The 12601-nt window shown below is 74.7% G+C and carries 13 protein-coding genes; 8 read left to right on the top strand and 5 right to left on the bottom strand.

Features of this window, described 5'->3' with window-relative positions:
- The first annotated feature begins 2 nt into the window (after positions 1-2).
- Together ACQ614_RS16970 and ACQ614_RS16965 are read left to right on the top strand one after the other, a co-directional pair.
- Positions 3-2363, top strand: a complete 2361-nt coding sequence (locus ACQ614_RS16970; RefSeq protein WP_431679405.1) for a beta-glucosidase — start codon at positions 3-5, stop codon at positions 2361-2363.
- Between the two features lie 122 nt (positions 2364-2485).
- Complete coding sequence (locus ACQ614_RS16965; protein ID WP_431679404.1) at positions 2486-3451, top strand: acetylxylan esterase; 966 nt, start codon at positions 2486-2488, stop codon at positions 3449-3451.
- 102 nt (positions 3452-3553) lie between these two features.
- Here ACQ614_RS16965 and ACQ614_RS16960 read toward each other — a convergent pair whose 3' ends face one another.
- Both ACQ614_RS16960 and ACQ614_RS16955 read right to left on the bottom strand, forming a co-directional pair.
- The gene (locus tag ACQ614_RS16960; RefSeq protein WP_431679403.1) at positions 3554-4315 is read right to left on the bottom strand and encodes a CbtA family protein; all 762 of its coding nucleotides are present in this window, start codon (positions 4313-4315) and stop codon (positions 3554-3556) included.
- 13 nt (positions 4316-4328) lie between these two features.
- A complete protein-coding gene (locus ACQ614_RS16955; protein ID WP_363490516.1) occupies positions 4329-4553 on the bottom strand; it encodes a CbtB domain-containing protein in 225 nt (74 codons plus the stop codon).
- Between the two features lie 307 nt (positions 4554-4860).
- Between ACQ614_RS16955 and ACQ614_RS16950 the strand changes: the two genes are divergently transcribed.
- From ACQ614_RS16950 to ACQ614_RS16940, 3 genes are read left to right on the top strand one after another with little or no spacing between them, the layout of a single operon-like run.
- Complete coding sequence (locus tag ACQ614_RS16950; RefSeq protein ID WP_431679402.1) at positions 4861-5421, top strand: histidine phosphatase family protein; 561 nt, start codon at positions 4861-4863, stop codon at positions 5419-5421.
- Positions 5422-5468: 47 nt separating this feature from the next.
- Positions 5469-6302, top strand: a complete 834-nt coding sequence (locus tag ACQ614_RS16945) for a hypothetical protein (protein WP_431679401.1) — start codon at positions 5469-5471, stop codon at positions 6300-6302.
- A gap of 39 nt (positions 6303-6341) precedes the next feature.
- A complete protein-coding gene (locus ACQ614_RS16940; protein ID WP_431679400.1) occupies positions 6342-6992 on the top strand; it encodes a DUF1963 domain-containing protein in 651 nt (216 codons plus the stop codon).
- Positions 6993-7029: 37 nt separating this feature from the next.
- Here ACQ614_RS16940 and argJ read toward each other — a convergent pair whose 3' ends face one another.
- A complete protein-coding gene (gene argJ, locus ACQ614_RS16935; RefSeq protein WP_431679399.1) occupies positions 7030-8184 on the bottom strand; it encodes a bifunctional glutamate N-acetyltransferase/amino-acid acetyltransferase ArgJ in 1155 nt (384 codons plus the stop codon).
- 168 nt (positions 8185-8352) lie between these two features.
- Between argJ and nth the strand changes: the two genes are divergently transcribed.
- Genes nth through ACQ614_RS16920 form a run of 3 tightly spaced genes read left to right on the top strand, consistent with a single transcriptional unit; the run spans position 8353 to position 11174 of the window.
- Positions 8353-9210, top strand: coding sequence for an endonuclease III (gene nth, locus ACQ614_RS16930; RefSeq protein WP_431679398.1), 858 nt, complete (start codon positions 8353-8355; stop codon positions 9208-9210).
- Positions 9207-9932 (top strand): NUDIX hydrolase, encoded by a 726-nt coding sequence (locus ACQ614_RS16925; RefSeq protein WP_431679397.1) that lies wholly within the window; start codon positions 9207-9209, stop codon positions 9930-9932. Before nth ends, ACQ614_RS16925 begins: the two co-directional genes overlap by 4 nt.
- A gap of 57 nt (positions 9933-9989) precedes the next feature.
- The gene (locus ACQ614_RS16920) at positions 9990-11174 is read left to right on the top strand and encodes a MarP family serine protease (protein WP_363490506.1); all 1185 of its coding nucleotides are present in this window, start codon (positions 9990-9992) and stop codon (positions 11172-11174) included.
- A gap of 88 nt (positions 11175-11262) precedes the next feature.
- Here ACQ614_RS16920 and ACQ614_RS16915 read toward each other — a convergent pair whose 3' ends face one another.
- Positions 11263-11460: a hypothetical protein gene (locus ACQ614_RS16915; protein ID WP_431679396.1), complete on the bottom strand. Its 198-nt coding sequence runs from the start codon at positions 11458-11460 to the stop codon at positions 11263-11265.
- 98 nt (positions 11461-11558) lie between these two features.
- Positions 11559-12581, bottom strand: coding sequence for an alpha/beta fold hydrolase (locus ACQ614_RS16910; protein ID WP_431679395.1), 1023 nt, complete (start codon positions 12579-12581; stop codon positions 11559-11561).
- Positions 12582-12601: the final 20 nt, after the last annotated feature.

The raw sequence follows: 12601 nt of genomic DNA, 5'->3' as shown, positions 1-12601 counted from the left end.
TCGTGAACCTGGCCGTAGAGACCGCTTCCTCCGTCCCCGCCTGGCACGACACCGCCCTGGACCCGCAGGCCCGGGCGGACGCGCTGATCGCCGCGATGACCCTCCGGGAGAAGATCGCCCAGCTGTTCGGCGTCTGGGTGGGCGCCTCCGACGAGGGCGGCGAAGTCGCCCCGTACCAGAACGAGATGGAGCCAGCGGCCGACCTCGACGGGCTGCTGCCGCACGGACTCGGGCAGCTCACCCGGCCGTTCGGCACCGCCCCCGTCGACCCGGCGACCGGCGCGCTCTCCCTGCTGCGCACCCAGCAGCGGATCGCCGCCGCCAACCGGTTCGGCATCCCGGCCGTCGCCCACGAGGAGTGCCTGGCCGGCTTCGCCGCCTGGAAGGCCACCGCCTACCCCGTGCCGCTCTCCTGGGGCGCCACCTTCAACCCGTCGCTGGTCCGCCGGATGGCCGCCGCGATCGGCGCCGACATGCGCTCGGTCGGCATCCACCAGGGCCTGGCACCCGTCCTGGACGTCGTGCGCGACGCCCGCTGGGGCCGCGTCGAGGAGACCGCCGGCGAGGACCCGTACCTGGTCGGCACCGTCGGCACCGCGTACGTGCAGGGCCTGGAGTCCGCCGGGATCGTCGCCACCCTCAAGCACTTCGCCGGCTACTCCGCCTCCCGCGCCGGCCGCAACCTCGCCCCGGTCGGCATGGGCGCCCGGGAACGCGCCGACGTCATCCTGCCGCCGTTCGAGATGGCCGTCCGCGAGGGCGGCGTCCGGTCCGTGATGCACGCCTACACCGACACCGACGGCGTGCCGTCCGCCGCCGACGACCGCCTGCTCACCGAACTCCTCCGCGACACCTGGGGATTCACCGGTACCGTGGTCGCCGACTACTTCGGCATCGGCTTCCTCAAGACACTGCACGGCATCGCGGGCGACTGGGCGGAGGCCGCCGGTGCCGCCCTCGCCGCCGGCGTCGACGTCGAACTGCCCACCGTGAAGACCTTCGGCGAACCGCTCCTGGAGGCGGTCACCGACGGCCGCGTCCCCGAGGCACTGATCGACCGGGCGCTGCGCCGCGTCCTCGTCCAGAAGGCCGAACTCGGCCTGCTCGACCCCGACTGGACACCCGTCCCGGCCGTGCTCGCCGGCGCCGACCTCGGCGACCCGGCCGCCCTCCGCGGCACCGTCGACCTCGACCCGGCCGGCAACCGCGAACTCGCCCGCGAGATCGCCGAACAGGCCGTCGTCCTGCTCCGCAACGACGGCACCCTGCCGCTCGCCCGGCCCGCCCGGATCGCCCTCGTCGGCCCCAACGCCGACGAGCCGACCGCCGTGCTCGGCTGCTACGCCTTCCCCGTGCACGTCGGCCGCCAGCACCCGGACACCCCGGTCGGCGTCCGGCTGCCCACCCTGCGCGAGACGCTGGCCGCCGAATTCCCGGACAGCGAGATCACCACCCTGCCCGGCGCCGGCATCGACACCGCCGACACCGCCGGCTTCGCCGAGGCGGTGGCCGCCGCCCGCGCCGCCGACGTCGTGGTGCTCGCCCTCGGCGACCGGGCCGGCCTCTTCGGCCGCGGCACCAGCGGCGAGGGCTGCGACGCCGAGTCCCTGGAACTCCCCGGCGTCCAGCAGCAGCTGCTCGACGCCCTGCTCGACACCGGCACCCCCGTGGTGGTCACCCTGCTCGCCGGCCGCCCCTACGCACTCGGCCGGGCCGTCACCGAGGCGGCCGCGATCGTGCAGGCCTTCTTCCCCGGAGAGGAGGGCACCGGAGCCGTCGCCGGCGTCCTCAGCGGACGCGTCGCCCCCTCCGGCCGACTGCCGGTCAGCGTGCCCCGCCGCCCCGGCGTCCAGCCCTCCTCCTACCTGGCCGCCCGCCTCGCCGGACCCACCGACGTCTCCAGCACCGACCCGACCCCGGCGTACGGCTTCGGCCACGGCCTCACCTACACCGCCTTCGACTGGTCGGACCTCGCCGTGGAGAACGACCTCGCCGACACCGCGGGCGAGTTCCGGCTGGCGCTGACCGTGCGCAACACCGGCGGGCGGGCCGGCACCGAGGTGGTGCAGGTCTACCTGCACGACCCGGTCGCCTCCGTGGTGCAGCCCGTCCAGCGGCTGATCGGCTACCTGCGGCTGCCGCTCGAAGCGGGCGAGGCCTGCAGGATCACCGTCACCGTCCCCGCCGACCTGGCCTCCTTCACCGGGCGCGACGGCCGCCGGATCGTCGAACCCGGCGCGCTGGAGATCCACCTCGCGGCCTCCAGCACCGACCCGCGGCTCACCGCGGCCGTCGAGCTCACCGGCCCCGTCCGCACCGTCGACCACACCCGCCGGCTGCACCCCGCCTTCGACACGGTGTAGCCCCCGGACCCCACCTGCCCCGGCCTCCTGCACTCCGGACCCCGCTTCCCGGAGTGCGGCGGCCGGGGCCGGGGCAGGTGGACCCCGACAGCACAGCCGCACCACCGTCGAAGGAGCCGACGTTGTTCACCGACCTGCCCGAGGACCAACTCCGCTCGTACCGCAGCACCCAGACCGAGCCCGCCGACTTCGACGCCTTCTGGCAGAAGACCCTCGCCGAGGCCCGGGCCGCGGGCGGCGAGGCCACCGCCGTCCCCGTGCCGACCGGGCTGACCACCGTCGACACCTTCGACGTCACCTTCCCCGGGTACGCCGGCGAGCCCGTCCGGGCCTGGCTGCGGCTCCCGCGCGGAGCCGGAGGACCGCTGCCCGCGGTCGTCCAGTACGTCGGTTACGGCGGCGGCCGCGGCCACGTCCTGGAGAACCTCGTCTGGGCCTCCGCCGGCTTCGCCCACCTGCAGATGGACACCCGCGGGCAGGGCTCGGTGTGGAGCCGCGGCGACACCCCCGACTCGGGCCCCGCGGGCCCGCAGGTCCCCGGCGTGATGACCCGCGGCATCGAGGACCCGCACGGCTACTACTACCGGCGGCTGTTCACCGACGCCGTGCGGGCCGTCGACGCCGTACGCACCCTGCCCGCCGTGGACCCGGACCGGGTCGCCGTCATGGGGAACAGCCAGGGCGGCGGCACCGCCCTCGCCGCGGCCGGCCTCGTCCCCGACCTCGCCGCGATCGTCGCGCACGTGCCGTTCCTCTGCGACTTCCCGCGGGCCGTGGTCGTCACCGACGCCCACCCGTTCCGGGAGATCGCCGACTACCTCGCCATCCACCGCGGCCGCGACGAACAGGTGCACCGCACCCTCTCCTACATGGACGGCGTGCACTTCGCCGCCCGCGCCACCGCCCCGGCCCGCTTCTCCGCGGCCCTGATGGACCAGATCGTCCCGCCGTCCACGGTCTTCGCCGCCCACAACGCCTACGCCGGGCCGAAGCAGATCGACGTCTGGCGCTACAACGGCCACGAAGCCGGCGGGCCGGACGACGACGAGGCCGCCCTCCGCTTCCTCCGCCGCCACCTCGGCGGCTGACGCACGGGTGCAACGGAGGGGGCGCGGGGGCTGCGCGATCCGGAGGCTGTCGTGACGCCCGCATCCGAACCGCGCAGTCCCCCGCGCCCCCTCACTTGCCTGTCAGGCTGCCGAGGCCACCGCATCCGGTGCGGCCGCCGCAGCGGGCCTCGGGTTCAGCAGGCGCTCGGCGAGGTGGCCGAAGACCAGGCCGAAGCCCACCCAGAGGGTGGCCTGCACGGCCAAGGTCGCCAGCCGGAACTGCCACAGCAGGGTGGCCGAGAAGTCCGCCGGCACCTCGTTGAACGACGGCAGGAACGCGTACGCCAGGCCCACGGCCAGGACGAACGCGGCCACCGCGGCCACCGAGGCGTTCCAGTTGCCCAGACGCGGTGCCAGCCGCTTGCCGAGGATCACCGCGGCGATCGACAGCAGCAGACCCAGCAGCATCATCAGGAAGTACAGCGTGGTGCGCTGCCCGATGGTCTCCGGATCACCCACCGCGGGCGGGTTGGCCGGGTACTTGAGGAACGGGACGACGTACACGGCGACCAGGCCGGTGCCGGCGACCAGCATCGCCGTGGCCCGGGGGCCGAAGCGGCCGATCCGGCCCAGCGCGAAGCAGAACGCCAGGGCGAGGATGCCGCCCAGCGCCACGCCGAACACCAGGATGCCGGTGGCGAGGCCGGCCGTGGACTGCATCGACCGGCTCACCAGCTCCACCCCGTGCTCGTGGGTGTGGGGCTGCGACTCCTCGTACGCGATGGCGGCTTCGACCCGGGGCTCGCCCAGCAGGTAGGCGACCAGCAGGGCGGGCACGGCTGCGCCCAGCCCGCCCAGCATGCCGCGGACGAGCAGGGATCTGACGGGTGTGGAGTTGTTCACGGTGCCCGTCCCGTCAGTGGCAGGGGAAGCCGAGCAGGTGGCGACCGTCGTGCACCCACTCGTGCACGTCCTCGCCGGCGATGAGGGAGACGGCGCCCTGCTCGGCGCCGACGAAGTAGACGAGGGTCATCATCAGGATGCCGAAGAACACCGCCCAGGGCAGGATCGCCTTGACGGAGAGCGGTGCGGCGGACTGGCCGACGGGGGAGACGACCGCAGGAGCGGCGGACTGGGCCATGGCAGGACCTCCTCGGGAACTCGCGTCCCGCTAGATGGTGCACAGTCGACGGCAGTGGGTCTGACTCACCGACAGCCCGCCTCCCGCAGGGGGCGACCCGTCGGCACACAGTGGCGCGACCGTGCCGGAGTTCCACCGGGCTTCCGTCGTGCCGTCGCACATCGGCAAGAAGGTACCGTCAAGGGCAGGGCCCGCCAAGGGCGTGCGGACGGCGCATTCACCACCAATGGCGCGCCGCGGCACCCGGCCGTGCCCTCACCGGCGGCGATTCGCCCACCGGCAGACGGAGTTGGGGGAGGACGCGGTCATGCGCGTGACATTGATCTCAGCGGCCATGAGCGAGGCCGCCCGCGCCGCCCGCTTCGACGACGGCTCACCGCTCGACGACCACGGGCTGCGCGCCGCCGCCCGAGCCGCCGGCACCCTCCGCCCGGCCGGCCGGGTGCTGGCCTCCCCGTCCCCGCGCTGCCGGCAGACCGCCGAGGCGCTCGGCCTGCCCGCGCCCGCCGACGAACCCGCCTTGGCCGGCTGCGCCGTGGGCCGCTGGCGGGGCCGCACCCTGGACGAGGTCGCCGCGACCGAGCCGGAGGCCCTCTCCCGCTGGCTCGCCGAACCGGCGGCCGCCCCGCACGGCGGCGAGCCGCTGCAGGCGCTGCTCGACCGGGTCGCCGCCTGGCTGGACGGCCTCCCCGAGGAGCCGGCCTCGCTGATCGCCGTCGTCGAACCGGACACCGTCCGCGCCGCCGCGCTGCACGCCCTCGGCGCCCCTGCCGCCGCCTTCCGGCGCCTCGACGTCCGCCCGCTCACCGCCACCCACCTCAGCGGCCGGGCCGGCCGGTGGAACGTGCGCTGCGGCGAGCCCCTCTGACGCGCCGCCGATAGGGTGGTCGGCGGACGATCGAACCGGGGGGACCGATGACGCCCGCGCGTGCCGCACAGCCCGCAGCCCTGCCGAAGAACGGGCTCCGTACGCTGCTCGCCGTCGTGCTCACCACACTGCTGGCCGCTGTGCTCGCCGGGTGCGGCAGCACCGTCACCGGGCAGGGCACCCGGCCGGACGCCGCGGAGATCCCGTGGACGGTGATGGGGGTCTCCGCCGTCGACGCCGTCCGCACCACGCCCGACGGCCGTTCCCTGGTCGTCGATGTGAAGGTCCCGTCCGGTGCCGAGAACTGCACCCGCGGACTCACAGGCGAGGTGACGGGCTCCCGCCCCGGTGCGGTGGATGTCCGGATCACCTTCGAGTCCCGCTCCATGGACCGGAGTTCCGGCTGCACGAGCTCGGAGGCCGCCACCGTCGAGGTGCCGCTGCCGGCGCCGGTCGGCGACCGCACCGTCCTGGTCGGCGGCACTCACTCCTTCACCGCCGCGGGCGCCACCCCGCCGGCCCTCCGCCGGTGCGGGGAACTCGGCTGCAACCCTGCCCCGACCGGCTGCACCGCTGATTCGTACCGGCAGGCGCTGACCGGCGCCGACTCGCCGCAGCACACCGGCTGGACGGTGCGCGGCTGCGACGGGCACTGGCTCGTCCTCGACCTCTCGGCGCCGACCGGCCCGGTGTGCGGCGACCCCGGCCCCGGCTGCGACAACCACGTCCGTACCACCCGCTGGTTCTACCGGGCGGCGGCCTCCGGGTGGACGGCGGTCACCTCGGCCGGCGGCGCGGGCTGCACGGCCGTGCAGCGCGTCGAGCCTGCCTTCCCGACCGCTCTCTGCAAGGACCTCGGGGCCGTCCCGGCGGCCGGCTGACACCGCCGGCGTCGGTGGCCCGCCCTATCGTGGCCTGCCGTGACGATCCTGATGACCGACGCCGGCCCGATGGCGCCCGACGCCCTGCTCACCCGTACCGGCGGCGTGCCGCTGGCCCCGGCCGGGACGGACTGGCCGGACTGCGCGACCTGCGGCGGGCCGATGCAGTTCCTCGCCCAGATCCTGCTCGACGACCTCGGGCGGGAGGCCGGCGAGGGGGCCGCGGAGGGCCGGGGCCTGCTCGCGCTGTTCATGTGCCAGAACGACCCCGGCGGCTGCCAGGAGTGGAGTGCCGACGCGGGCGGCAACCGGGCGCTGGTCCTGCCCGCCGACGGCGTCCGCCCGCTGCCGCTGCCCGACCTCCCGGCAGGCCACGACGAGGACGACGAGGACCCGCGCCTGCTCGGCGCGGTGCGCGCCGTCGCCTACCGGGCGGCTCCCGGCGGGGACTACGCCCGGGCCCGACTGGCACCGCGCTCCGAGGCCCCGCTGGGACGGCTCGGCGGAGAGCCCGAATGGCTCCAGTACGAGCAGACGCCCGACTGTCCGTCCTGCGGGCAGGAGATGGTGTTCGTCGCCCAGCTGGAGGAGGGCCCGGATTCCCTCACGGCGATGAACTTCGGCAGCGGCTGCGCCTACGCCTTCGCCTGCGAGCCCTGCGGCAGCGGCGCCTTCCTCTGGCAGTGCTGACACCGGCCGTACTGACGGCCCGGCTGCTGCCCCGGCGTCAGGTGGTGTACCCGGCGTTGAGCCGGACGTAGCCCTCGGTCAGGTCGCAGCCGTACACCGTGAACTCCCCGTCGGCGATGCCGAGGTCGATCCGGACGACGACCTCGGCCCCGGCGAGGTGCGACCGGGCCCGCACCAGCGCCGCCGCGTCCGGCTCCCGCGGGAACATCTCCGTCCCGCCGTAGTGGATGCGCAGCCGGGACTGCACGATGTCGGCCTCGTCGGAGAGCTTGCCGACGGCCATCGCGATCCGGCCCCAGTTGGGGTCGGCCCCGTGCACGGAGGCCTTCACCAGCGGGGAGTTCACCACCGCCTTGCCGACCCGCTTCGCCTGGGCCGTGTCGCGGGCGCCGGTGACCCGCACCTCCAGGAGCTTGGTCGCGCCCTCCCCGTCCGAGGCGATGCTGCGGACGAGGGTGAGCGCCGCCCGGTGCAGCACCTCCTCGAACTCCGCCTCGTCCACCGGCCCGGCCAGGCCGTTGGCGAAGACGGCGGCGGTGTCGCTGGTCGAGGTGTCGGTGTCGATGCTGAGCGCGTTGAACGTCCGGTCGACCACCCGACGGAAGACGGCGTCGAGCCGGTCGGCAGCGATCCGTGCGTCGGTGAAGAAGAAGGCCAGCATGGTCGCCATGTCGGGCTCGATCATGCCGACGCCCTTGGCGATGCCGGCCACGGTCGCGGCCCCGCAGCGCAGGCGGACGGACTTGGGCCGGGTGTCGGTGGTCATGATCGCGGCCGCCGCGGCCTCGAAGTCGGCCGCCGGCAGGGGCGTCGGCACCGCCCCGATGCCCGCGCGGAGGCGCTCCATCGGATACGGGCGCCCGATCACCCCGGTCGAACCGATCACCAGCTCCTCCGGCAGCACCCCGGCCTTCGCGGCGGCGAGCCGGCGGACCTCCTCGGCGTGCAGCGCACCGACCCGGCCGGTCGCCACATTGGCGTTGCGGGCGACGACCACCATCCCGCGGCTCCGCTGCGGCGCGGCGTCGATCCTGCTCAGGACCACGCTCGGTCCGGCGAACCGCGACCGGGTGAAGACCGCCGCCGACACCGCCGGCACCTCGGACACCACCAGTGCGAAGTCGTCCGCCGAGTCCTTCAGCCCCATGTTCGCGGTGTACGAGCGGTACCCCCGAGGCCCTGCGACCGCCATGGCCGTCCCTCTCCCTAGAATGAATAGCAATGCAGAACTCAGCATAAGTACTCGGACTGATGGTCTGTCACCCGATTTCGGCGGCCGCCCGCACACCGCGGCGCCGGCCGGTGGCGGCGGCGGGCCAATCGGTCCCGCACGACCGGTCGCGGGGCGTAGCCTTCCTGCATGGCAGAGAGCAAGGTCCGGACGGCCAGGCCCAGGGCGGCGCGGCCGAAGAAGCCGGAGTCCCACCTGGCGATGGTGCGGCGGGCACGGAGGATCAACCGGGCGCTCGCGGAGCTGTACCCGTACGCGCACCCGGAGCTGGACTTCGACAACCCCTTCCAGCTGCTGGTGGCGACCGTGCTGTCGGCCCAGACCACCGACCTCCGGGTCAACCAGACCACCCCGGCGCTCTTCGCGAAGTACCCGACGCCGGAGGACATGGCGGCAGCCGTCCCCGAGGAGCTGGAGGAGATCATCCGGCCGACCGGCTTCTTCCGCAACAAGGCGAAGTCCCTGCTCGGCCTCTCCGCCGCACTGCGCGACAACTTCGGCGGCGAGGTGCCCGGCCGCCTCGCCGACCTCGTCACCCTGCCCGGCGTCGGCCGGAAGACCGCCAACGTCGTCCTCGGCAACGCCTTCGGCGTCCCGGGGATCACCGTCGACACCCACTTCGGCCGGCTCGCCCGCCGCTTCGCCTGGACGCAGGAGGAGGACCCGGAGAAGGTCGAGGCGGCCGTCGCCGAGATCTTCCCCCGCTCCGAGTGGACGATGCTCTCCCACCGCGTGGTCTTCCACGGCCGCCGCGTCTGCCACTCCCAGAAGCCGGCCTGCGGCGCCTGCCCGGTCGCCTCGCTCTGCCCCGCCTACGGCGCCGGCGAGACCGACCCGGAGAAGGCCGCGAAGCTGCTCAAGTACGAACTGGCCGGAAAGCCCGGCCAGCGGCTGCGCCCGCCCGCGGACTTCCCGGGCGAGGCGGCGGCCCGCGCCGAGGCCGACGCGCACGACGGCGAGGTCGCGGACATGGCGGTCGCCGGATGACGGCCGCGATCGAACGGGACGGACTGCCCGAGTGGCTGCTGCCGGTGCGGGCGGCCGCCGAGTCGGTACTGCCCGAGCAGCTCAGCCGCTTCCTCCCGCCGACCGAGGGCGGCCGGCCGTCCGCGGTGCTGATGCTGTTCGGCGAGGGCGCGGCCGGTCCCGACCTGCTGCTGCTGCTGATCGAGCGGGCCCGCTCGCTGCGGGCGCACGCTGGCCAGCCGTCCTTCCCCGGCGGCGCGCTCGACCCGGAGGACGGCGACCCGGCCGGGCCCGGGCCGGTCGCCGCGGCCCTGCGGGAGGCCGAGGAGGAGACCGGCCTCGACCCGACGGGCGTCCAGGTCTTCGCGACCCTCCCCGCGCTCTACATCCCGGTCTCCGGCTTCGTGGTGACCACCGTGCTGGGCTGGTGGCGCCGGGAGAGCCCGGTGGGGCCGGTGGACCCGGCCGAGACCGGCGCGGTCTTCCGGGTGCCGATCGCGGACCTCACCGACCCGGCGAACCGGGCCCGGCTGCGGCACCCCTCCGGCTACACCGGCCCGGCGTTCGAGGTCGCCGACCGACTGGTGTGGGGCTTCACGGCCGGGGTCATCGACCGGGTGCTGCACTACAGCGGCCTGGAGCAGCCCTGGGACAGGAGCCGCACCCTGGCCCTCTCCGAGGAGGCCCTGCAGCTCACCGCACCCGACCGGCAGCGCGACCGGGGCTCGCCCGCACCCCGCTGAGGGCGCCGGGCCGGTGGCCCGTGCGGGGCCGGGCTCCGTCCATGGGAGGGTATCTGGGTGAATGTCCTGGATCTGCTGCTGATCGCCGCCGCGGCGGGCTTCGCCGTGACCGGCTACCGTCAGGGCTTCGTGGTGGGCGTGCTGTCCGTCCTCGGGTTCCTCGGCGGCGGCCTGATCGCGGTCCAGCTGCTGCCGCTGCTGCTGCGCCGGCTAGGCCCGGGCACCACGGCGTCGGTGGTCGCGGTCGTGGTGGTGATCGTCCTCGCGGCGGTCGGCCAGGCGATCACCACGCACTACGGCTGGAAGCTGCGCGGCAGGATCGGCCGCCGCCGGGCCAAGACCCTGGACGCGATCGGCGGCTCGGTGGTCAACGTGATCTCGATGCTGCTGGTGGCCTGGCTGATCGGCTCGGCGCTGGCCGGCACCTCACTGCCCACGGTCTCCAAGCAGGTCCGCACCTCGAAGGTGCTCTCCACCGTCCAGGACGTGCTGCCGGCCGACGCACCGAACTGGTTCTCCGACTTCAGCAAGGAACTGGCCCGCAACGGCTTCCCGCAGGTCTTCAACCCCTTCGAACACGAGCCGATCACCGAGGTCGAGGCGCCGGACCCGGCCCTGGCCGGCAGTGACGCAGTGCGGCGGGCCCAGCAGAGCCTGGTCAAGGTGGTCGGCACCGCGCCGTCCTGCGGCAAGACCCTGGAGGGCAGCGGCTTCGTCTTCGCCCCGCACCGGGTGATGACCAACGCCCACGTGGTCGGCGGCGTCGACGAGCCCACCGTGCAGATCGGCGGTACCGGCAGGGTCTACGACGCGACCGTGGTGCGCTACGACTGGCAGCGCGACATCGCCGTTCTGGACGTCCCGAAGCTGAACGCCCCGGCCCTGCCCTTCGCCGGGGACGCGCGCACCAACGACAGCGCGATCGTCGCCGGCTTCCCGGAGAACGGCGCCTTCAACGTCCAGCCCGCCCGCATCCGCGGCCGCATCCAGGCCAACGGCCCGGACATCTACCACCGCGGCCAGGTCGTCCGCGACGTGTACTCCGTCCGCTCGCTGGTGCGCCAGGGCAACAGCGGCGGCCCGCTGCTCACCCCGAACGGCGAGGTCTACGGCGTGGTCTTCGCCAAGTCGCTGGACAGCGCCGACACCGGTTACGTGCTGACGGCGGCCGAGGTGCGCCAGGACGCGGCCGAGGGCGCGAGCGCCACCGCCCGGGTGGACACCGAGGGCTGCGCGCTCTGACCCTCTCCCGGAGGCACCGTCCTTCCCGGAGGCGCCGTTCGGCGGGCCCGCCGGCGGTTGCGGCCACCGGCCCCGTGCGCGGGCCCGGTCAGCCCTCCCGGCGGAGCCGGGCGCCCACCCAGCGGGCCCGGCGGCCCAGGATGCGGGGGATGCCGAGCCGGTGCGCCCCTGTGCCGTCCGGCCGTCCTGGCGAGGCCCCGTAGGACCACTCGGACTCGTGGGACTGGCTCTGCGAGGTGCTGCTCCCGCGGCGGCGTCGGCGCGGTGCGGCATCGCGATCGGGCATCCAGGTCATACCGGATGGATGCCCCTAGGCCGAGAGGAGTAACCGCCTCCGGACTTCCCATCTGGCCTATGCGATTGTCATATGAGTGATAGTCAGGCTCAGTCGGTGTGCTGACGGACCCATGCGAGCAGCTCTTCCGAGACCTGCTCCGGGGTCTCCTCGTGCGGGAAATGGCCGACCCCGGGCAGCAGCCGCCACCGGTACGGAGCCTCCACGTACTCGCCCGCGCCCAGCGCGGTCTGCGCCAGCAGCACCGGGTCCGCGGCGCCCTGGACGTGCAGCGTCGGCGCGGTGATCGGCTTCTTCATCCGGCGCGCGAACTGGATGCCGTCCGGGCGGGCCATCGACCGCAGCAGCCACCGGTACGGCTCGATCGAGCAGTGCGCCGTGGACGGGATCTGGATGGCCTTCCGGTACGCCTCGACGGCCTCCGGCTCGATGCCGTTCGGCCCCGTCCAGGCGCGGAGGTAGTCGGCGACCAGCGCGGCGTCGTCCGCGACCAGCTGCCGCTCGGGAATCCACGGCCGCTGGAAGCCCAGTACGTGCTCGAAGGCGGCGATCTGCCGCCGGTCGGTGAGCAGTGCCCGGCGCAGGTGCCGGGGGTGGGCCGCCGAGACGACGGTCAGGCTGCGGATCACCGAGGGCCGCATCACGGCCGCCACCCAGGCCAGCGAACCGCCGGTGGCGTGCCCCACCAGGTGGGCGCGGCGCTCGCCGAGCGACCGGATCACACCGGTGATGTCGAGCGCGAGGTTGCCCGGGTCGTAGCCGCGCGGGGTGCGGTCGCTGCCGCCGATGCCGCGCAGGTCCAGGGCGACGGCCCGGTACCCGGCCTCGGCGAGGGCGGCCATCTGGTGGCGCCAGGCCCACCAGTACTCGGGCCAGCCGTGCACCAGCAGCACCAGCGGGCCCTCGCCGGCCTCCGCGATGTGGAAGCGGGCCCCGTTGGCGGCGAGGTCGCGGTGCGTCCAGGGGCCGGGCGCGCGGACGCTCCAGGCGGCCCCGGCAGCGCCGTCCTGGCGTCCGCCGGGGGAGGACGCGGAGCGGCCCGCGGCGGGCCGGGGCGTCCCGGGCCGGGGCTCGGCGGGCTTCGCGGGTACGGGCTTCTGGTCCAGCGGCATACCGAGAGACTGTCATACCC

Origin of the sequence: Kitasatospora dryopteridis (assembly GCF_050749075.1) — a bacterium.
In the GTDB taxonomy this organism is placed as follows: Bacteria; Actinomycetota; Actinomycetes; order Streptomycetales; family Streptomycetaceae; genus Kitasatospora.
The sequence above is the reverse complement of the archived record's forward strand: the minus strand, read 5'-3'. Positions and strand labels throughout refer to the sequence as shown.

Bases quoted from the DNA above. Each gene is read 5' to 3' on its own strand.
- ACQ614_RS16955 (WP_363490516.1), bottom strand. From the start codon at position 4,553: ATGGCCCAGTCCGCCGCTCCTGCGGTCGTCTCCCCCGTCGGCCAGTCC.
- ACQ614_RS16950 (WP_431679402.1), top strand. From the start codon at position 4,861: ATGCGCGTGACATTGATCTCAGCGGCCATGAGCGAGGCCGCCCGCGCC.
- ACQ614_RS16945 (WP_431679401.1), top strand. From the start codon at position 5,469: ATGACGCCCGCGCGTGCCGCACAGCCCGCAGCCCTGCCGAAGAACGGG.
- argJ (WP_431679399.1), bottom strand. From the start codon at position 8,184: ATGGCGGTCGCAGGGCCTCGGGGGTACCGCTCGTACACCGCGAACATG.
- nth (WP_431679398.1), top strand. From the start codon at position 8,353: ATGGCAGAGAGCAAGGTCCGGACGGCCAGGCCCAGGGCGGCGCGGCCG.
- ACQ614_RS16925 (WP_431679397.1), top strand. From the start codon at position 9,207: ATGACGGCCGCGATCGAACGGGACGGACTGCCCGAGTGGCTGCTGCCG.
- ACQ614_RS16915 (WP_431679396.1), bottom strand. From the start codon at position 11,460: ATGCCCGATCGCGATGCCGCACCGCGCCGACGCCGCCGCGGGAGCAGC.
- ACQ614_RS16910 (WP_431679395.1), bottom strand. From the start codon at position 12,581: ATGCCGCTGGACCAGAAGCCCGTACCCGCGAAGCCCGCCGAGCCCCGG.